We start from the raw sequence: 18,580 nt of genomic DNA, 5'->3' as shown, positions 1-18,580 counted from the left end.
CGCGTGTGCTCGGTCAGGTAGGCGGCGAACTCCTGCGTGCTCATCCGCAGGGCCCGGACGGTGTCGACCGCGACGACGGTCGCCGACCGGCGCCGCAGCAGCAGCGCGGCGCGCTCGCCGATGATGTCGCCGGGGCCGCGGAACGCGACGATCCGCTCGCCGCCGTCCCGGTCGACGCAGATCCGCACCGCGCCGGAGCGGATCACCAGGAGGTCGTCGGCGGGGTCGCCCTCGCGCCACAGCACCTCGCTGAGCTGGTACTCGACCTCGTGCGCGGCGGCGAGGAACGCCGCCTGCTCGATCGAGGTGAGCGAAGCCCAAAAGCCAGGTACTGGGGCCACGCTAGTTGTCGCAGGCTCCATCCCAATCTCAGGGGCCAACCGCCCGGTCCAGCCCCTCGTTATCGCGGCTAGCCGGGGTTCGGCGTTGATCGAGTTCCGCAGGCGCGCTTGCATCTCACGATCCCCTGAGCCGAGCACCGCGTCGAGTTCAGCATCTGTGAGAGAGCGCCGACTGGTCCGGTTGTCACTCACCACGTCACCCTTCATCGATCGCGGCTAGTAGCACCTTCAGGGTCTCTCTCGCCCGTTGCAGGGTCTTGCGGACGTCGTCGGGTGATATTCCCAGTTCGTTGGCGATCAGCACGGGCGGGTACCCGTCTATCTTCCAGGACATCACCACTCGCTGCTTGGGGGAGAGGTTTCTGATCGCTGCAAGCACCAGGTCGCATTGTGCGATGTGCTCGGCGACATCGAACGTGTCCGGTGTGAGCACCTCCTCCAAGGGATCCTCTCGTCGGATGAGGGCGAGGTCCTTGAAGTAGATCCTCGTTGCAACCCGGCGGACGTAGGCTTCCGGGTGCCGGACGGTGCCCCAGCTCTGGAAGGCCGCTGCGTGCGCCTCGGCGGCGATGTCCTCCGCTTGGCACTGCTGGGCTCCCAGCTTCATGACGAAACCGACGAGCCGGTGGAAGTCTTGGCGAAAGAACTCTTCGAATTCATGATCGCCGGACATGGGGATGGCACATGTTGCCCGGGGGAAGCACGAGATTTCTCAACGGTCGTCCCTGGATGGCGTAGGGGCCTTCTGCCCTACTTCGATGATGACCTGCTGGTCGGTTTCGACGAAGCGGCTTCCCGGAATCAGGGCCCGCACAACCTCCTTACGGGCGTCTGCCTGGGTGTGTCGCAATTGGACTCGGCCACGGATCCGCAGCCAGGTGGTGATCACGCCGGCGATGGTTCCGCTGACGGTTACGCATGCGGCGATCAAGGATGGGTCGGTCACTGGCGCCTCCGGGTCGACGCGACGCCTGGGTTCGAAGTAGGCATCGCCTGCGTTGTTGAGTGCGCCAGGTGGGTCATGGTGTGACAGCCGTCGACTGAAATCTGTGTGCTGGACAAGGCACAGCAGCTCGGAATGGCGCGAACAGAAGAAAGCGCCCCAGCTCAGTGGGAGGGCGGGGTCCAGATCCAGGCGCGGGTCTGGGTTTCTTTGCTGGTGATGCGGTTGGGGGGTGCAAGCGTTGGGGTCGATGAGGCCGCCGCTTTCGGTGGCGTCGGTGTAGAGGCGGTCGGAGACGACCATGGTCAGGTCGGCGCCGGTGTCGGCGGCGGTCTTCTTGACGGTGGGGGGCGTCCAGGAGCCGGAACAGGTGGACCAGGGCGGTGCCGGCGACGCCGTGTTCGTCGCGGTGGACCTGGCCGGTGTGGACGGCCAGCCGCAGCTGCATGCGGGTGGTGTGGCCGGCGAGCCGGTTGTAGCCGCGCAGCACCGCGGTCAGGTGGTGGGCGAAGGGGTCCAGCAGATGGTCGGGGGCGATGTCGGGCGGGACGATGAACAGCGCCCCGTCGCCACGGTCTTCGCGGTAGCACGCCGCCCACGGCACCCGGGTGAGCCGGCATGCCTCGGCGACCAGGATGTACATCTCCCGCCGCAGATGCAGCTGCGTCGGCGCGTCCCGGCGGGTGCCGAACTTGCAGATGTCGACGGCGGCCAGCGTGGTGGTCACCGGCCGGTGCCGGATGTCGCCGGCCGGGCGGGACTGGTCAGGCAGGTCCGGGTCGCGCGTGTCCTGGCTCATGCCAGCGCCCCCGCATCTCGCCCGGCCGAAGCCGTCCCCGTCGTCGTGTTCTTCGATGCGGGACAGGACGCGGCCGCGGTGGGGGAGAGGTCAGTGCGCCCGGTGGGCCGATAGGGCAGGGGGCCGGGCTCATCGGCGGGGTCGCTCCAGTACTCGAGGAGTTCCTGCTCGGTCATCTCGACCAAGGGGATAGCGGGGGCCGGGCGTGCGGTCTGCAGTTCCCAGGTGGAGACCAGCAGCAACAGCAGCAAGTCGTCATCACCGAACCGGGTGGTCGCCGTGGGGACGACGTGCGCGCTGAGCGTTGAGCGGTGCACCGAGCGCTGCACCGAGTGCTGCCGGCACACGGCCAAGCGGGTCGCACGGCCGGCCGAGTGGCTGGTCGAGAGGCTGGTCGAGTAGCTGGTCCATGGGAGGGACATCAGGGGCTCGCGTCCTTGTCTGGTCGTTGGGGCGTTTGGCCGGCCGGCCGCCCCGGGGGGAGCGGGTCAGGCCGGCCGGTGATCACCAGTAGGCCAGCCCGGGCCGCCGGTCGGCCACCCGAAATCATTCATCCGAAGACATCGGAATACTCCGACAAACACCGACATGAGGAAACGGACGCTCGCGCCTTTTCTTGGGTGAATTGTGTTCTAGAACTGCCGGGTTTGCGTCTCCTGACACAGAGATCTACTCGGAGAGGTTCGAGGGTGTTCCGGAGTGTTCGGCGCTGCTTCGACCAGGAGCGATGGCGGCCGGTTTGGGACGGGTCCGAACAGTCCGGAACGCTGGTATTTGCGTGATCGAATCGGTGTCCAGGTGGTCACAGTGAGAACATTCAGCCCAGTATTAACGATCAAGGCGGCCGAGAACCGGACATGTTAGGGCCCGAACAATGACGATCGATCCCCCCAGAGAGAGTCCGGAGCTGGATGAGTTCATCGGTGAACTCACCTGCTTCAAGCACGCGTGCGGCTCCCCCAGCAACCGAGAGTTGGCCAAGCTGTCCTCGACGGTGCTGGACGCACACCAGGCGCGGATGAAGGTGCTGCGGCCGTTGACTTCGCCGGTGCTCAGCGAGGTCCTGGCCCGCAAGCGCCAGAACCCGCCGCCCTGGGGTTGGGTGGCGACCTACGTGCTGACGTGCCTGCACTACCTGGAGATGTCGGGCACACGGCTGCACTTCGCCGGCCCGACCGATCTGCAGGCCTGGCACGAGCGCTACACGGTGATGCGCACCCGGTTCGAGCCGACGGCGGCCGGGTCCGCTTTTCCCTCCGCTGCCCTGGGACCCGCCTTCGCTGGCGAAGCCGGTCTCGCCGACGAGCACGACCTCGCCGGGCACGATCTCCCCGACGTGCTCGACTCGGCCGTCACCGACCGCGCCGTCGCCGGCCGGGAGGAGGCCGAACCGCTGGACGGGCCGGTGTCGACACTGCCGCCGCCGCCGCCCGGCCCACCGGTTCAGGGCCCGCCCTCCATCCCCGAGCCGTCCACACTCGAGGCCGCCGGGCAGATGAGCGAGGCAGTGGATGAATGGCTGCCGGTGATCTCCCGGCAGCAGTCCATGGCGCACCGCCGCTACTACGCGCTGCTCGGCCCGCACGCGGTCGACCTGCTGTCCGCCGCCGAGCGCGGCGACCGCGAAGCCGCCAGCCTGCTGGGCATCCTGCTGCTGTGCCACGACCTGCCACACGAGGCCAAGGCGTGGCTGGCCTCGGCCGCCGGCGCCGGCGACGACGCCGCCCAGATCCTGATCAACGCCGCGCCCAGCCAGCGCCGGCAGATGGCCGCCGAACTCGCCTACGAGTTCACCCTGCCCGGCTACGACCAGGACCGCGCCGACGGTGCTCACCCCAGCGGCGCCGAGATCTACTACCGCGCCGCGGCCGCTGCCGGGCACATGGGCGCCACCATCCGCATGGGCCTGATCTACGAGGCCCGCGGCGAGACCACCGCCGCCCTGCACACCTACGCCCAAGCCGCCGCCCACGCCCACCCCGGCGCCCTCGATCACTTCGCGCGCCTCAACCTCCAGCTCGCCCGCGAACAGGCCCAACACCGCACCGACGGACCACCGCCCTCTTCCTGAGCAGCGAACTCGACCAGGGCCTGGCCCCGCTGGCTGGTCCGAGCTGATTCGTCGCCGAGGCCTCCGCCGCGGTGCACGCGACGATCCGTCTCCGATGTCGTTGAGAGACGACGCGGTGGCTCAGTTCAGAAACTGCGGTGTTCGGCCAGATCCGGGCACCACAGAGCGCGGCACCGGGTGAACGCTGCCCTTGAGGACCGCGTCTCAGCGGCATGAGCGATGGATCGTTGATAGCGCGAGGGCGGTGGTGGGGCCGGCGGCGAGGTTGGTCCGCGGCGGCATGGTTCTGGATGGCGGCCGCCGGCATCGTGGCCGGGGCCGCGATCTGGTTCACCACCGGGTGGCTGCTGCACACCACCGGGCAGGTGATGGACCGCGACCCCAAGGCCACCGGCGCCGACAAGGCCAAGGTCCGCGTTGACACCGTCCGCACCGGCCTGGCCGCCGGCGCGGGCGCGGGCGCGGCAGTGGGGTTGATGCTGGCGTTCCGCCGCCAAGCCCACGCCGAGCACGACACCGCCGAACGGCGCATCACCGAGCTCTACAACGCCGCCGCCGAACAACTCGGCTCCGACAAGGCCCCGGTTCGTCTCACCGCGCTGTACACCCTGGAGCGCTTGGCCAACGACAATCCCCGGCACCGGCAGACCATCGTCAACATCGTCTGTGCCTATCTGCGCATGCCTTGGACGCCGCCAGCATCCGAGGCCAGTCCGACCGACCAGCAGCGTGCCGCGACCCGGCGTTTCCATGCCGCACGCGCCGGTGCCAGTTCTGCCGTTTCCTCGCCGCCGACCTCGGAGCCGGACCCGCACGAGGAACGCCAGGTCCGCCTGACCGCCCAACGCATTCTGATGACCCATCTGCAGCCCGACGCCGCACCCTACTGGAGCGGCATCGATCTGGACCTGAGCGACGCCACCCTCACATTGTTCACCCTGGCCAGGTGCCGCCTCAGCGGCGCCAACTTCAGTGGGGCGACCTTCAGCCGCGGCGCCTCTTTCCGTCAGGCGAGGTTCCTTGGCTCGGCCTCTTTCGAACGGGCGACCTTCAGCGGCCACGTCTCCTTTGAAGCGGAGTTCTGTGGTGGTGCCTCCTTCATCGACATGAAGGTGAACGGTCACGCGCTCTTCGACGAAGCAATCTTCGGTGACGAGACCTGGTTCTACCGGATGGAGGTCGGTGGCACTGCGTCTTGGCAAGGAGCGCGGTTCGGCGGCGACACCTGGTTCCACCAGGCCAGGTTCAATGGCGATGCCTGGTTCCGAAGGGTGGAGTTCAGCCATAAGGCCGTATTCGAGGGGACGATATTCGGTGGTCAGGCTGACTTCCGCGACGCAAGGGTCGGCGGCGACCTGGACCTCACGGGGACCCGCCTAGCCGACCGAACGCTGGCACATGTGCTGCCGCTCGGGTGGCAGATCGAGCCGTCCGAAGGAAACACAGGCCGCTTCGCTCGTCCCCCCGCTCCGGCGAACGGCACCTGAAAGACCGCCGCGTGCCCGTCCACCCAGGATCATCCGGGCGAGCAACCACAGACAATCAATTTTCACACGCACGTGGCGTAGCAGTCCCCAGGGGAGTCAGTGTTTGCGGCGGAGTGGTGCGAGGTGGCCGGTGGTGGCGGCGATGGCTTCGGGGCCGGGGCGGACGTAGCGCATGGCGGTGCGGGGGTTCTTGTGCCGGGTCTTGCCCATGATGAGCTGCAGGGGCACGTCGGCTTCACCGAGGTGGGTGGCGGCGCTGTGCCGGAGCTGGTGCAGGGTGAGCCCGGCGTATTGGGCGAGCAGGACGCGGGCGCGGTCGTAGCCGAGGCGTGCGTGGCCGGTGTGCGGGCAGATGTCGGCGGCCGCGGGCCGGCGGGCGGGGACGGGGCGCCGCTCGGCCAGGAACACCGGACCGTGCGTACGTGAGGGGCCGTCGGGGTGTCCGTCCGGGAGGCGGAGCAGGCGGGGGAGGAGGTGGGCGGTGCCGGTGTCCCAGTAGACCCATTCGGTGTCGCCGCCTTTGGAGCGGACCGGGGCGCGCCGGTTCTCCAGGTCCAGGTCCTGCACGTTGAGGGCGAGGATCTCTTCGGCGCGGGCCGCGGTCTCGTACAGCATCCGCCACAGCGCCTTCTCTCGCAGCGGGACGTCGCGGCGCGACAGCAGCCGGTGCAGCGTGGTGCGAGCGACGGCCTTGGTGGCGTCGACGTTCTCCCGGCGGCGCTCGCAGTCGGCCGGCACCGACGGCGCCGCCCACCGCTTGCGGGTCTGGCACCAGGTGAGCCAGGAGGCGACGGCCGCGCGGTTGCGGTTCCAGGTCGCCGGCTTCGCCTCCCCCCACAGTTCGGCGAGCGCGGCGCCGATCTCGGCGTCGGCGACCTCGGCCAGCGGACGGGCGCCGCCGAGCAGTGCGACGGTCCGGTCGATCGCGCCGGCGTAGGCGCGGTGGGTGTTGGGATTGGCGACCCGGTGGGTCGAAAGGAACTCGTCGGCGACCGCCGACAGCGTGACCGCCTCGCCTCGCAGCGCGGTCACCGACCCCGCGTTCGCCCCGCCCACCAAACCACTCTCCCGTCGAGAAGATCCGTCAAAGATCAGCGGACGTCGAGAGACGCCACCGCCGAGAAGATGCGCCCCGGCCGCTCCGAGCGCCAGGCGATGTACCGGATAACGTGCCCGAGTCGCGCATCCGCCGCGAGGGCGGATCCCCAGGTCGGCGCAAGCGACTCGGCGTTCATGTACGTGATAATAGTCAATTATCACGTACATCAGCCTAGGCCGGGTCCGGGCCGCCCCACGGGCCGGCCGCCGACGGATCGGCGGCGATGATCTCCCGCCACACCTCCAGCAGTCCCTCAAGACCCGCGACCGGCTCGGGCACGGCCAGCAGGTCGTACAGCGGCCGCGCGAACCGGTCACGCGGCTGGCGATCGTCGACCGCCGACCGCAGCACCCGCACCGCTTGGTCCCCATCACCGCGGCCGGCCAGCGCCAGCGCGCGAACCTCGGCCATCCGGAACGGCGACGGAGGCACCACCTTGGCCGGTGGCGGCTCGGCAAAGGCTGCCAGCACCGAATCCGGGGTATGAACTGAGGCACCGCCTTTCGCCCTGGCCGCGATCCACCGCAACAACTCAACACGCGGCTGGGAGCCGGCCTGCTCCAGCTCCACCTGCGCTTGGTCCGGCTTTCCGGTCAACAACAGCAACTCGCCCAACCATCCGCGAGCGGTGGGGTGGCCGGGGTCGATCTCGATGGCCTTGCGATGGGCGGCCTCGGCTTCCGTGAAGCGGCGGCCCAACTCCCTCAGCACGACCCCGAGGCCGTTGTGGGCGAAGACGTCGTCGGGGTTGATCTCGATGGCCTTGCGGTAGGCGGCCGCCGCCTCGGTGAACCGCCCCAGCACGGTCAGCGCGTTCCCGAGGTTGTTGTGAGCGATGGCGTGGTCGGGGTTGATCTCGATGGCCTTGCGGTAGGCGGCCGCCGCCTCGGTGAACCGCCCCAGCACGGTCAGCGCGTCCCCGAGGTTGTTGTGGGCGGGGGCGTGGTCGGGGTTGATCGCGATGGCTTTGCGGTAGGCGGCCTCGGCCTCGGTGAACCGCCCTACCTCAGACAGCGCGTACCCGAGGTTGTTGTGGGCGGCGGCGGGGGGGGGTGATCTCGATGGCCTTGCGGCAGGCGGCCGCCGCCTCGGTGAACCGCCCCAACTCGTTCAGCGCGTACCCGAGGTTGCTGTGGGCGGCGGCGGCGGCGGGGTTGATCTCGATGGCCTTGCGGTAGGCGGCCGCCGCCTCGGTGAACCGCCCCAGCACGGTCAGCGCGTCCCCGAGGTTGTTGTGAGCGATGGCGTCGTCGGGGTTGTAACGGATATCGATCTTGTGGGCGTCGATGAGTGCTTTTTGCAGGCGTTCGGGCTGGGTTCTGGGGTCGTTCAGGGTGTGGGAGCTGGAGCGGGCGAGTTCGCCGATTTTGGTGGCAGCGGGGCCGCTGCCGGGTGGGAAAGCTCGGGTAGCGCGGCGCAGGTGGGTGACCTGGTCGGCGAGGTCCAGGGCGAGCGCGCGGGCGGATTGGACGTGCAGGAGGTGCAGGTAGGGGCGGATGTCGCCGTGCAGCAGCGGTTCGAGGGGGTCGGGTGCGTTGGTGAGGGCTTGGATGGCTGCTAGGGCCTGCTCGCGGCTGGGGTCCCAGGACTCTAGGGCGGCAAGGTGGGTGAGGGTGTTCTGGTCGGGGGCGGCCAGGTAGGGGGCGAAGGGGGTGGTGGTGTCGAGGAGTAGGCGGGCGTAGGAGGGCTGGATGACGGCGGCTGGGGGGTAGAGGTGGCGGAGCAGGAAGATTCCATCGGCGGGGTCGGCCCAGCAGGTGTGCCAGAGAACGGCGGCCGTGGTGGCGCGCCAGGTGGGGTCGGCGAGTTGGTCGTCGATGGTGGTGTGCGGGAGGGTCTGGAGTTGCTGGCGCAGGTAGGTGGTGGCGCGTTTGTTGGCGGCTGTGACGGTGGCGCGTGCGGCGGGTTCGAGCAGGAAGGTGCGGATGGCGTCGCGGACGTCGCGGTGCAGGGCGCGGCCGCCGGCGTGGACGAAGGCGTGGCGGCGGGCCAGCCCGGTCAGCACTGCTGAGACCTGGTCGGCTGGCCGGTCCCAGAGAGCGGCGAGCAAGCCGGCGTCTTTGGCCACCGGCACCGGTTCTGGTGCGGGGGCAGGCGCATCCCACTCGAACGGGTAATCGAAGGATGAGCGGCGGGTGTGGTCGCGTTCGTTATGGACCAGCGCCAGGCCGTACAGCAGGGGCAGGTCGGCGGCCAGGTCGGTGTTCTCCCGGCGGGCGTGGACCAGGTAGCGGCGGGCCATCTCGGCGATGACCGTCGACACCGTCCCATCGTCGGTGATCTCACCGTAGACGTCATCGTCGAGCCGGCGGCCTGCGGGCAGGTCCTCGACCATCTCGCAGAACAGGGAGATGGCCAGCGGGATCCCGCGGGTGAGGGCGATGACACGGGCACCGTTCACTTCCTGGGCCCGGTCGCCGAGGCGGCGGGAAAGGTAGCCGGTGACGGTGTCGTCGTCGAAACGATCCAGCTCGATGAGCCGCATCCGCTGCTCGGGGATCTCCCTGCGGAACGCCTTGGCCTCGCTGTCGGCCAGGGCGCCGGCCATCGGCTCCAGCCGCATCCCGACCACCCACACCACATGGCGGCCACAGCCGCGCATCATCTCCCGCAGCCAGGGCCCGGTGTCTCCCAGCAGCTCGCAGGTGTCCAGGACGATCACCAGCGGCCTGCGCCGGGACGCCAAGGCGTTGACGGCGCGGGTGAAGGCTTCCACGATCGCGCGGGGCTCATCGAACAGCGCCCCGTACTTGGCTTCGTCGATGGGCTCGGGCTTGCCCTGCCGGACCGCCGAGGTCAGGGCGGCGGCCGCGTCGATGGCGGTGTTCGCGGTCTTGGCCGCCGGTGCGGTGACCGGGCTGATCCCGGCCAGGCTGACCACGCTTTTTGCGGCCTTGGCCACCTGGTCGGGGGTCACGGGTTTCCGGCCGACCAGCGGCTCGACGCCCAGCAGCCGGGCGCGTTCGGCCAGGTCCCTGGCTCCGGCTGCCTGGCGGCGAAAACCCTCGAACGCCTTGTCCACCCGCCGCCGTCGCCTCCGCCCGCGAACCGTTTCTCCCAGCGCGGCGCGGATGCGTTCCAGAATCGTCCAGATCGGCGGCCCGGCGAACAGCGCATAGTCCTCGGGATGGAACCTGCGGTCGTCCTCCCAGTCCACTATCACCACTCGGCAGCGGGACCCGCCCGCACCCGCAGGGTCGGCGGCCAGGGCGACAAACCGCCGCAGCAGCATGGACTTTCCGATGCCCCCCGGCCCCTGGACCAGCACGACGTGCGCCTCGTCCAAACCGCCGTCTGGTTTGGCCGCCGCTTCGGCCAACACCCGCCGGAACCGGTCCTGCTCCTCACTGCGCCCGACAAACAGGTCCACGACCCAGCCCCCACCTGTCCCGCAGCCTCAGCGCCCCGCGCGCGGATGTTGTCCAGTGCGCCACCGGTCCCACCGCATATCAACCCACGACGCCCAATATGACCCGCTCGACCGGACCCGGCCAGCCCCGCCAAGGACACATCGGTGGTCATGGCGTCCCCAAGGGCGGGCGACGGTCCATCGCCAGAGCGACTCGCCGTAGGGTGCGACGTGCGCCCAAAGATGCTGACCGATCTGTCGCTGGTGATACCGCGCCGCGCGATCCGACCACCCAGCAAGGTCGCCCCACGCTTCCCAACGACCAACGCCCGTTCGTCATCCAGCAGCGTCCAGTGCTCGACGAGCTCATCGAGATCAGCCGACCGGCCCACACGCATCGACGCTGCCGGGCCGTACGGCCCGTTATCAGGCGAACACGCCAGTCGTCAGCAAACCGTTATAGATCAACACCGTCTGCCTCACGGGACAGCGTTCTTAGGAACACCCCGCATACGCCAGATCCGGGATCGTCTGACCCACTGCCCGGCGAGGAATTCACCACCCGCGGCACGGCCAACTGCGTGCGGATCGCCCAGCGCCAATGCCGCGACCGGCACGCCGAGCTGCAAAACACCGCGTCCTTGCGAGCCCGCGCCGGCAACAGCTGCCCGCACCCCGGGCACAACCTCCGCGCAACCTTCCCGCTCACCCGTTCAGGCTGCACCTCGATCCACTCAGATCACCAGACCCCCGTTCAACCAAGAGCCGAAGTTCTCGAACAGGCACTGAGCGACTTGACCAGCCGACCAGCCGACCTAGATATATCTAAACTACTCGAACGGTGATTGATTGGCCTTTTTTTGCGAATGACACCGGAGGGTCCGCCTTATCAAACCCCGCTCTGTAGCGCTGGAGGATGTCTTTGCCTTTGCCGCTAAGGATCACCGGCGTAATCTGCATAATGGCACCTTTATTGGTGGGGTCGCCAAACTGAACATGTTTGCATGAATAGTTATCTTGCGAGGATCTCGAACACTCCCCCTCTGGAAATGTCATGTTACTTGTGTTGAAGTTGACGAGAACCCAAACATGTTGATCGGATTCTAGACCTTCGATGTGTAGGCGTATGTCAGAAAAGGTATTCACTTCAACTATTGAATTTTGCACTGGTGAAGTTACTTCGAATGAATCGTTAGAATTATTTGAGCTGGTGGGTGAAGGTTTGCTCGGTGGCCTTAGATCTCCGTGAGTGGGAAGAAAGATGATGGCGAACATTAATCCTCCCGCCGTCAGTAAGGCGGAACTCCAGCCAATGGCGCCAGCGCGAAGGACCTGGTGACTAGGAAGGGTGAGACGCCACAGCCTTGCTGTCCGGCTGGTGTCCGTGCTGGTGTCCGTGCTGGTCATCATCCTTCCGGGTATCGTGTGCTCGGGTGTCCGGTCCGGAGGGGGCCCGGCGTCCCCCGCTCTCATGTCATCCAAGAATTCGGTTAGGTTGCCGAGTTCCGTCCCCTGTTCGGTGAGCATCGCGTCCTGTTTGGTGAGTGTTTCGTCCATTCGTGCTAGCACGTCATCAGTGATGTGCTGGCGAGTCATATCCTGCAACTGAGCGTTTGTGTCTTGCGGGTCCATAGCCTCCGTTGCGGACACGCGGTCGTCGACATTGTCATCAGTGATAGCAGTGAGGGCCTGCTGTAGTAGATGGACTGCCCGGCTGCGCTGACGGTCGGCGATCTCACGCTGACGGGTGGCCTCGCGTAGACGCTGCTCGGTTTGCACCTGCAGTATGCGGGCGGCATCAAGATTGGCTTGAGTCTCAGCTAGTTGGACCTGTATGGCAGCAAGCTGCTGTCGAAGATCAGACTGCTCGTTGGTTTCGGCCCTCAGGCGGTCTCGCTCACGTCGAAGTTCTTCGCGCTCGGCGAGGAGGGCCATCGTAGTGGCCTCCAAGAACTCTCGGAAGCTCAGCAGCTCCGAAGCCAACGCCTGACTACGGGATACCGACAGCTGGGTGCGGGCGACCAAGTCCTGCCTCTTGGCGATCTCGCCGAGCGTAGAGATCACCTCTTGGATGCGGGAAGGCGCGATCTCCGTATCCTGCTGGTCGAGCACCGGCTCATCGGCAGGGATCACTGTGGCGTGTTCTGGATCAGCGGCCTCCCAGACTTCGCGGATCCGTTGTTCCAGGACGTGCCGGCCATGGTGGTCTTCTGGAACGCAGGCGACGAGGAACGCCTCCACGAATCGCCACTCCGGGCGGCGCTCCCCGCTCAGATGCTCTGAGATCATGCTTCTCCCGTAAGGCATGATCTCAGCGAGTTGCCGTAGCGATCGGCCATGCTCGTCCGCGAGGGTCCGGAGCGCTGCTGCCAGCTCTCGAACCTCGACATACTCTCCACGCAGAGCACCCCACCGTCCAGGCATCCGGCTCCGCCCTTCCTCCGCGGCGACCGGACAGAGCCGGACGTCCGCAGTTATGCAGGGAAAACCTCTCAACTTCCAGGCGGACATACTTCACCAGGCATACACCGGATTCGACCGCGTCACCCGAATCGGTGTTAGGAGACCGAGACCATGTCGTTCCTCTCCAAGCCCTGCCCCTCCGAAGCCACCCGACACGATTTCGACAGCGGCCGCTACTGGCGAATCAAGATCCTCCTGGAGTACTTCCGCTTCGCGGTCGACGTCCTCATCCGGGTCGCAGCCGAGGCACTGCGTATCTGGACCAACTAGCTAGCGGATATGGCCGCACGCTCACCCGGCGCACCACATCCCGGCAGCATCACTCGCCGAAGACGTGCTCGACCACGCTCGCGACCTCGGCGGCGCCGGCGCGGAAGTAGCGGCCGCTGGTGGCCACGGAGGCGTGCCCGAGCAGGTACTGCACCTGGGCGGGGTCGGCGCCGCCGCGGCGCAGCCTGGTGGCGTAGGTGTGCCGGAGGGCGTGCGGCCGCAGCCCCGCGATCCCGGCCGCGTCGCCGACCGCGAGCACCACCTGGGTGAGGCCGGAGATGGTGAGGGGTCCGCGCTGTCCGGTCCACAGCGGCCCGTCGGCGCGGCCGCGCTCGGCGAGCCGTCCAGCAGGGCCGCGCGCGCCGGGGCGGGGAGCGGCACGGTGCGCACCTGGTCGCCCTTGCCGTGCAGCCGCACGTCCCCGGTCCGCGCGGTCACCGGGACGTCCTCCACCTGGAGGCGGGCGCACTCCTCCACCCGGGCGCCGGAGTACAGCAGCACCGCCACGATCGCGGCGTCCCGGGCGCCGCGCCGCTTGGCCGCGCGCTCCACCGCGCCGGCCTGCCGGTCGGTCAGGGCGTCCGGTTCGCCGGGCGGCGGCACCCGCAGCGGCTTGACCGTGAGGCGCAGGCCGGCCAGCTCGTACAGCAGCCCCACCGCCGCCCGCGCCTGGTTGACCGTGGCGACCGAGGCGCGCGCCTCCAGCAGCGAGCGGCGCCACGCCTTCACCGCGGCGTCCGCGCCGACCACGTCGGCGAACGCGTCGGGATGGTCGGGAGCGTGCTCGGCCAGCCAGGCCGTGAACGCGCGGCAGCCCCGCCGGTAGGCCCGCACCGTGTGGGCCGACAGCGCGGCCCGGTCCAGGTGCCGCTCGAACTCGGCCAGGGCGCGCGCGGCGGCCTCCTCCAGCTCGGCGGCGAGCCCGGCCGCCGGCTCGACCGCGAGCCGCTCGCCGCCGGGATGCCGACCGGCGCCCCGGTCGGTGACGTGGCCGCCGCCGGCGGGGCGGAGCGGTACGACGGTCCGCCGGTCGTCGTCCGGGCTGTTACCGGCCATCGCGTGCTCCCCGTTGTTATCCGCTGAGTCTCTTCCCCGCCGCGGCGGGGCCGGGAAGAACGTTATCCGCTGAGTCCGACAGTCGACTCAGTGGATAAGAACCATTATCCACTGAGCGGAGCGAGAGGCCTGTCCTCGACCACCATTACCTGATCGACGGGATAGGTGACCGATCGGGTGCGTCGTCATCTCTCACGACCCACATCCCCGGTGTGACTTCTTCCGACCGAGCCCGCAATCGCTCGGCCCACCCCGCTGGCCACCGGGTGCCCGGCGTTGACCAGCGTGCTCCCGACAGCTTCGCCCCCAGCAAGTTCGCGCGGGTCAGGTTCGCGCCGGTCATGTTCGCGCGGGCCAGGTCCGCGCGGGCCAGGTTCGCGCCGGTCAGGTCCGCGATGGTCAGGTCCGCACCGGTCAGGTCCGCACCGGTCAGGTCCGCGCGGGCCAGGTTCGCGCCGGTCAGGTCCGCGCTGGCCAGGTCCGCACCGGTCAGGTCCGCGCCGATCAGGTCTGTGTTGTTCAGGTGTGCGCCGGTCAGCTTCGCGCCGGTCAGGTGTGCGCCGGTCAGGTTCGCGCCGGTCAGCTTTGCGCCGGTCAGGTCCGCGCTGGCCAGGTTCGCGCGAGTCAGCTTCGCGCCAGTCAGGTTCGTGTGGAACAGGACTGCGTTGTACAGGTCCGCGCCGGTCAGATACGTGCCAGTCAGCGTCGCGCGGCTCAGGTTCGCGCTGGTCAGGTTCGCGCTGGTCAGGTTCGCGCGGGCCAGGGTCGCGCGGGCCAGGGTCGCGCGGGCCAGGTTCGCGCGGGTCAGGTCCGCGATGGTCATGTTCGCGCCGGTCAGGTCCGCGCCGGTCAGGTTCGTGCGGATCAGGTTCGCGTGGATCAGGTTCGCGTTCGGCCCAAGGTCGAGAGCGCGGCCAGCGGCGGCGACTTCCTTGGGTGGCGTGGCCGACCGCATGCCCTGCTGTGCGTACTGGGCGAGCCCCGGGATGAAGAGGGGGGACCTACCGGGGGAAGAGGCCGGTTCCTGCTGTTCGGCGGCGGTGGATGGTGCAGGCAGTTGCACGCCCAGCAGCCGGGCGAGCACCCGACGGACGAGGCGATGATGCATCGCAGGAGGCCCTGCCGCCGGCGCAAGACCGTCCCCGAGCGCCATCCGCCAGGCGCGACGCGGTGCCGAGGTCTGTGTCATGACCGCTCGACCTCCTGCGGTTGTGCAGCCTGACCGCTTTGCTCGGCCTTTGCTGCACTGGCTGGGACAACCGCCGGTGAGGGCTCGGCGGCAGCGTCGTCCTGCAGCGCTTGGGTGACCTGCGGGAACTGCCCCAACTGCGCCAGCAGTGCAGGGGCGGCGAATCCCACCGCCAGCGCCGCATAGGGGCCGCTGGTCTGGCTGGTGACGGCGAACAGCCAGGCCGTGAATGCGCCCAACGGCGCCCGGATGGCCAGGACCCACAGATGCGCGGGCACATCGACGTAGGAGCGCATGCGCGGCGGGCTCTTGCGCACCCGACCGCCCGGAGTGCGGCGGGCGCGCTGCCAGGCCAGCACATACCCCAGCACCGCCAGCAGCTCCACCAGGCCGCCACCGGCCGCGCCGAGTAGCACGCTCTCCCACACCGCCATGCCCTGACGGTAAGCCCCCGATCGCTCGGCCGGAGAGCCGTCGCCGGTCAACGCCCGGAACCGGCCGCAGCTTGTTGAGGTAACGCAGCGCGGGCCGTGTCGAGAACCGGTGACCGTCACCTTCTCCGCCACAAGGGCGCTCCAACGCGATTCTCAACAGACTCAAGAGGCGATCGAGCCCAGTGCCAGCCTCGGGGACCTGCATGTCGAAAACCCATCCGTTGCGGCCGGATCCGGGCGCGCGGTCTGGTGAACCAGCGGCGCTGGTGCGGGCGTCTGAGCGGCATGGGCGAGGTGGCGCCGGGCGGCGCGACAGGTGACCCCGACCCGCTGGGAGAAGAGGGTCGGCGGAGGGAGCGAGAAGAGGCGGCGGGCCTGTGGCCGATCCGGCGGGCGCTGACGGTCGCGGGTGTGACTGCGGTGGCCGGGCTGGTAGTGCTGATGACGGTCGCACTGGCGGTGCTTGGATTTCCGCACTTGAAGCACACCAGCACGCTTCCGCTCACGCAGCTGCTGGACGTGCTCAAGCTCGTGCTCGGGACCGTCGCCGGCGTCGGCGCATTGTTCGCGCTCGTTACGGCCTACCGGCGTCAGCGGCTGGCCGAAGCCGCCCACGACTACGCCCAGCGTATGGACGCCATCCAGCAAGCGCACCAGGAGCGACTGTCCCGCAATGCCGAACACGATGCCGCCGAACGACGGATCACCGAGCTGTACAACGCTGCCGCCGAGCAACTCGGCTCGGACAAGGCCCCGGTCCGTCTCACCGCGCTGTACACCCTGGAGCGGCTGGCCAACGACAACGAACGGCACCGGCAGACCATCGTCAACATCATCTGCGCCTACCTGCGGATGCCCTGGACTCCGCCGCCAGAAAGCCTCCCCACGCGGCCGGATCCTGCCATCCCGGACGGACAACGGCGGGCAGCACATCGATACCGCACCAAACGTGCTGGTCATCCAACGTCCCCACAGCCGGAAGGTTCTGATCCATACGAGGAGCGCCAAGTCCGTCTGACCGCTCAGGAGATCTTGCAGACCCACCTGTCCGACCACGCCGGTTCGGCGGCTTGGGGCATCCTCGAACTCGACTTGTCCAGAGCCACATTGATCGATTTCTTCTTCCCTGGCTGCACCGTTGGCCATGCCAGCTTCACCGAGGCCTCCTTCCTCGGCTTCGCTAACTTCCACGGCACAACCTTCACTGACCAGGCCGGTTTCGTAGAGGCCTCCTTCCACGGGTACGCCAACTTCGGCAAGGTCACCTTCTCTAACGGTCTCTTCTGTCGATCGGCATCATTCGAAGACCTGGCAGACTTCGCACGCGCGTCCTTCCCAGAGGGCGGCAACTTCCACTGGACGTCCTTCCGTTCTGTCGAGTTCAACGAAGTCAACGGAACGATCGATCTTGAGTGCGCCACCGTGGTGGACAGAGCGGGACCGGTCACCCTTCCGCCGGGGTGGCGGATCGACCCAGCAGATACTGCTGCAGGCCGCATCGTGGCCGCTCCAACGCCATCGTTCTAGCCGTCTAAGAAACGATCCGTTGCGGCCGGATCCGGGTGGGCGGTTGCGTGAACCACGCGGCATGAGTGGGGCGTCTGAGCAGCATGGGCGAGGCGGCGCCGGACGGCGCAGAAGGTCCTGACCGGTCGGGCGGAGAGGGCAGGCTGCAACGAGAGCGGGAACGGGCAGCCGGCCTGTGGCCGATCCGGAAGGCGTTGACGACCGCGAGCATCACCGCGGTGGCGGGCCTGGTCGTGGTGATGGCGGCCGTGCTGGCGGTGCTGGGCTTCCCGCACCTGCAGCACACCAAAGCCCTGCCGCTCTCCCAACTGCTTGACGTCCTCAAGCTCGTTCTCGGTACCGTCGCCGGCGTTGGTGCCTTGTTCGCGTTGGTGATGGCCTACCGGCGGCAGCGCTTGGCCGAAGTCGCCGACGACCGCGACCAGCAACGCGCTCTGCTGGACGCCCAGCGGGCCGTCCTGGAACAGGAGCGGGCCCTGCTGGAACAGCGGCAGGCCCAAGAAGACCGGACCCGGGTGTTCAACGAACGGTTCGGCGCCGCCTCCGCCCAGCTCGGCCACGACGAACCCGCCGTGCGGCTGGCGGGCGCCTACGCCATGGCCGGCCTCGCCGACGACTGGGAACAGGGCCGCCAGACCTGCATCGACGTCCTCTGCGCCTTCCTGCGCCTGCCGCACACGCTCTCCCCCGGAGAGGACCCCGCCGAGGGCCAAGACCCGACCGAGCACGCCGCAGCGCGCGCGACCTACCTGGCGGCCCGCGAGGTCCGCCACACCGTCATCCGCATCATCGGCAACCACCTCAACGGCCACACCGACGTCTCCTGGCGCGGCCACGACTTGGACTTCACCGGCGCCATCTTCGACGGCGGCGACTTCCGCAGGGCCGTCTTCACCAGCGACGCGACCGTCTCCTTCCAAGAAGCCCGCTTCGAGGGCGGCACGGTCGACTTCGGCGGCGCCAGGTTCGAAGGCGGCACGACGATCGACTTCGGCGGCACGGTCGACTTCGGCGGCGCCAGGTTCGAAGGCGGCACGGTCGACTTCGACAACGCCGGGTTCGAGGGCGGCACGGTCGACTTCGGCGGCGCCAGGTTCGAAGGCGGCAGGGTCAACTTTGGATACGCCAGGTTCGAGGGCGGCGTGGTCAAGTTCGACAACGCCGGGTTCGAGGGCGGCACGGTCGACTTCGACAACGCCAGGTTCGAGGGCAGCACGATCGACTTCGGATACGCCGGGCTCGTGGGCGGCACGGTCGACTTCGCCAGCGCCGTGTTCGAGGCCGGCACGGTCAACTTCAGATACACCGGGTTCGAGGGCAGCACGGTCAACTTCGGGTATGCCGACTTCAAGAGCGGCGTGGTCGCCTTCGCCAGCGCCGACTTCAAGGGCGGCGCGATCAACTTCGATGAGGCGACCGGCCGACGGCCCACGGGCCTGCCGAATGAGATGGCCCCCCACTTGTCGTAAAACGATCTTGGGCTCAAGGGATCAATGCATCACCGATAATGATCTTGGTCATTGTGGGAGGTGTAGTGCGGGACTACGGGTTC

General features: G+C 68.4%; 18 protein-coding genes and 1 pseudogene. 7 read left to right on the top strand and 12 right to left on the bottom strand.

Annotated elements, in window-relative coordinates; genetic code table 11:
• From ABD296_RS44795 to ABD296_RS44785, 3 genes are all read right to left on the bottom strand, one after another.
• The coding region (locus tag ABD296_RS44795) for a cyclic nucleotide-binding domain-containing protein (protein WP_344282953.1) at window positions 1–341 on the bottom strand (341 nt) is incomplete at its 3' end.
• A gap of 196 nt (window positions 342–537) precedes the next feature.
• Window positions 538–1,014, bottom strand: a complete 477-nt coding sequence (locus tag ABD296_RS44790; RefSeq protein WP_344282951.1) for an RNA polymerase sigma factor — start codon at window positions 1,012–1,014, stop codon at window positions 538–540.
• A gap of 39 nt (window positions 1,015–1,053) precedes the next feature.
• Complete coding sequence (locus ABD296_RS44785; protein ID WP_344282949.1) at window positions 1,054–1,587, bottom strand: hypothetical protein; 534 nt, start codon at window positions 1,585–1,587, stop codon at window positions 1,054–1,056.
• Here ABD296_RS44785 and ABD296_RS44780 point away from each other — a divergent pair.
• The 4 genes from ABD296_RS44780 (at window position 1,586) to ABD296_RS44765 (ending at window position 5,641) form a co-directional block, all read left to right on the top strand.
• On the top strand, window positions 1,586–2,197 hold the full coding sequence (locus tag ABD296_RS44780; RefSeq protein WP_344282947.1) for a hypothetical protein: 612 nt from the start codon (window positions 1,586–1,588) through the stop codon (window positions 2,195–2,197). The two genes, ABD296_RS44785 and ABD296_RS44780, sit on opposite strands and share 2 nt — an antisense overlap.
• 111 nt (window positions 2,198–2,308) lie before the next feature.
• On the top strand, window positions 2,309–2,485 hold the full coding sequence (locus tag ABD296_RS44775; RefSeq protein ID WP_344282945.1) for a hypothetical protein: 177 nt from the start codon (window positions 2,309–2,311) through the stop codon (window positions 2,483–2,485).
• A 472-nt stretch (window positions 2,486–2,957) separates the two neighbouring features.
• Complete coding sequence (locus ABD296_RS44770) at window positions 2,958–4,154, top strand: hypothetical protein (RefSeq protein ID WP_344282943.1); 1,197 nt, start codon at window positions 2,958–2,960, stop codon at window positions 4,152–4,154.
• Between the two features lie 290 nt (window positions 4,155–4,444).
• Complete coding sequence (locus ABD296_RS44765) at window positions 4,445–5,641, top strand: pentapeptide repeat-containing protein (protein ID WP_344282942.1); 1,197 nt, start codon at window positions 4,445–4,447, stop codon at window positions 5,639–5,641.
• Between the two features lie 96 nt (window positions 5,642–5,737).
• Here the strand turns inward: ABD296_RS44765 and ABD296_RS44760 are convergent, their stop codons facing one another.
• The 5 genes from ABD296_RS44760 to ABD296_RS44740 all read right to left on the bottom strand — a co-directional run bounded on the left by ABD296_RS44760 (window position 5,738) and on the right by ABD296_RS44740 (window position 12,513).
• Window positions 5,738–6,697, bottom strand: a complete 960-nt coding sequence (locus ABD296_RS44760; RefSeq protein ID WP_344282940.1) for a tyrosine-type recombinase/integrase — start codon at window positions 6,695–6,697, stop codon at window positions 5,738–5,740.
• 35 nt (window positions 6,698–6,732) lie between these two features.
• On the bottom strand, window positions 6,733–6,876 hold the full coding sequence (locus tag ABD296_RS44755; protein WP_344282938.1) for a hypothetical protein: 144 nt from the start codon (window positions 6,874–6,876) through the stop codon (window positions 6,733–6,735).
• A gap of 35 nt (window positions 6,877–6,911) precedes the next feature.
• Window positions 6,912–7,754, bottom strand: coding sequence for a tetratricopeptide repeat protein (locus ABD296_RS44750; protein ID WP_344282956.1), 843 nt, complete (start codon window positions 7,752–7,754; stop codon window positions 6,912–6,914).
• Entirely contained in the window at window positions 7,747–10,110 is a 2,364-nt protein-coding gene (locus ABD296_RS44745) for a tetratricopeptide repeat protein (protein ID WP_344282937.1), read from the bottom strand. The genes ABD296_RS44750 and ABD296_RS44745 overlap by 8 nt, the downstream gene beginning before the upstream one ends.
• Window positions 10,111–10,914: 804 nt before the next feature.
• Complete coding sequence (locus ABD296_RS44740) at window positions 10,915–12,513, bottom strand: helix-turn-helix domain-containing protein (RefSeq protein ID WP_344282935.1); 1,599 nt, start codon at window positions 12,511–12,513, stop codon at window positions 10,915–10,917.
• Window positions 12,514–12,663: 150 nt separating this feature from the next.
• On the opposite strand from ABD296_RS44740, the gene ABD296_RS44735 reads away from it, so the two are divergent.
• A complete protein-coding gene (locus ABD296_RS44735; protein ID WP_344282932.1) occupies window positions 12,664–12,822 on the top strand; it encodes a hypothetical protein in 159 nt (52 codons plus the stop codon).
• A 49-nt stretch (window positions 12,823–12,871) separates the two neighbouring features.
• Here the strand turns inward: ABD296_RS44735 and ABD296_RS50755 are convergent, their stop codons facing one another.
• The 4 genes and pseudogenes from ABD296_RS50755 to ABD296_RS44720 all read right to left on the bottom strand — a co-directional run bounded on the left by ABD296_RS50755 (window position 12,872) and on the right by ABD296_RS44720 (window position 15,501).
• Window positions 12,872–13,081: a tyrosine-type recombinase/integrase gene (locus ABD296_RS50755; RefSeq protein WP_407061580.1), complete on the bottom strand. Its 210-nt coding sequence runs from the start codon at window positions 13,079–13,081 to the stop codon at window positions 12,872–12,874.
• A 104-nt stretch (window positions 13,082–13,185) separates the two neighbouring features.
• Window positions 13,186–13,878: pseudogene (locus ABD296_RS44730) on the bottom strand (tyrosine-type recombinase/integrase); the annotation flags it as partial.
• Window positions 13,879–14,023: 145 nt separating this feature from the next.
• Window positions 14,024–15,067, bottom strand: a complete 1,044-nt coding sequence (locus ABD296_RS44725; protein ID WP_344282926.1) for a pentapeptide repeat-containing protein — start codon at window positions 15,065–15,067, stop codon at window positions 14,024–14,026.
• Window positions 15,064–15,501 carry a hypothetical protein gene (locus ABD296_RS44720; protein WP_344282924.1) on the bottom strand — a complete coding sequence of 146 codons (438 nt, stop codon included), beginning with the start codon at window positions 15,499–15,501 and terminating at the stop codon, window positions 15,064–15,066. Before ABD296_RS44720 ends, ABD296_RS44725 begins: the two co-directional genes overlap by 4 nt.
• A 285-nt stretch (window positions 15,502–15,786) precedes the next feature.
• Between ABD296_RS44720 and ABD296_RS44715 the strand changes: the two genes are divergently transcribed.
• Both ABD296_RS44715 and ABD296_RS44710 read left to right on the top strand, forming a co-directional pair.
• The gene (locus ABD296_RS44715) at window positions 15,787–17,028 is read left to right on the top strand and encodes a pentapeptide repeat-containing protein (RefSeq protein WP_344282922.1); all 1,242 of its coding nucleotides are present in this window, start codon (window positions 15,787–15,789) and stop codon (window positions 17,026–17,028) included.
• A 194-nt stretch (window positions 17,029–17,222) separates the two neighbouring features.
• On the top strand, window positions 17,223–18,497 hold the full coding sequence (locus ABD296_RS44710; protein WP_344282920.1) for a pentapeptide repeat-containing protein: 1,275 nt from the start codon (window positions 17,223–17,225) through the stop codon (window positions 18,495–18,497).
• Window positions 18,498–18,580: the final 83 nt, after the last annotated feature.

Source organism: Actinomadura napierensis (genome assembly GCF_039529375.1).
Classification (GTDB): domain Bacteria; phylum Actinomycetota; class Actinomycetes; order Streptosporangiales; family Streptosporangiaceae; genus Spirillospora; species Spirillospora napierensis.
This window is presented reverse-complemented; position numbering and strand designations above follow the sequence as displayed.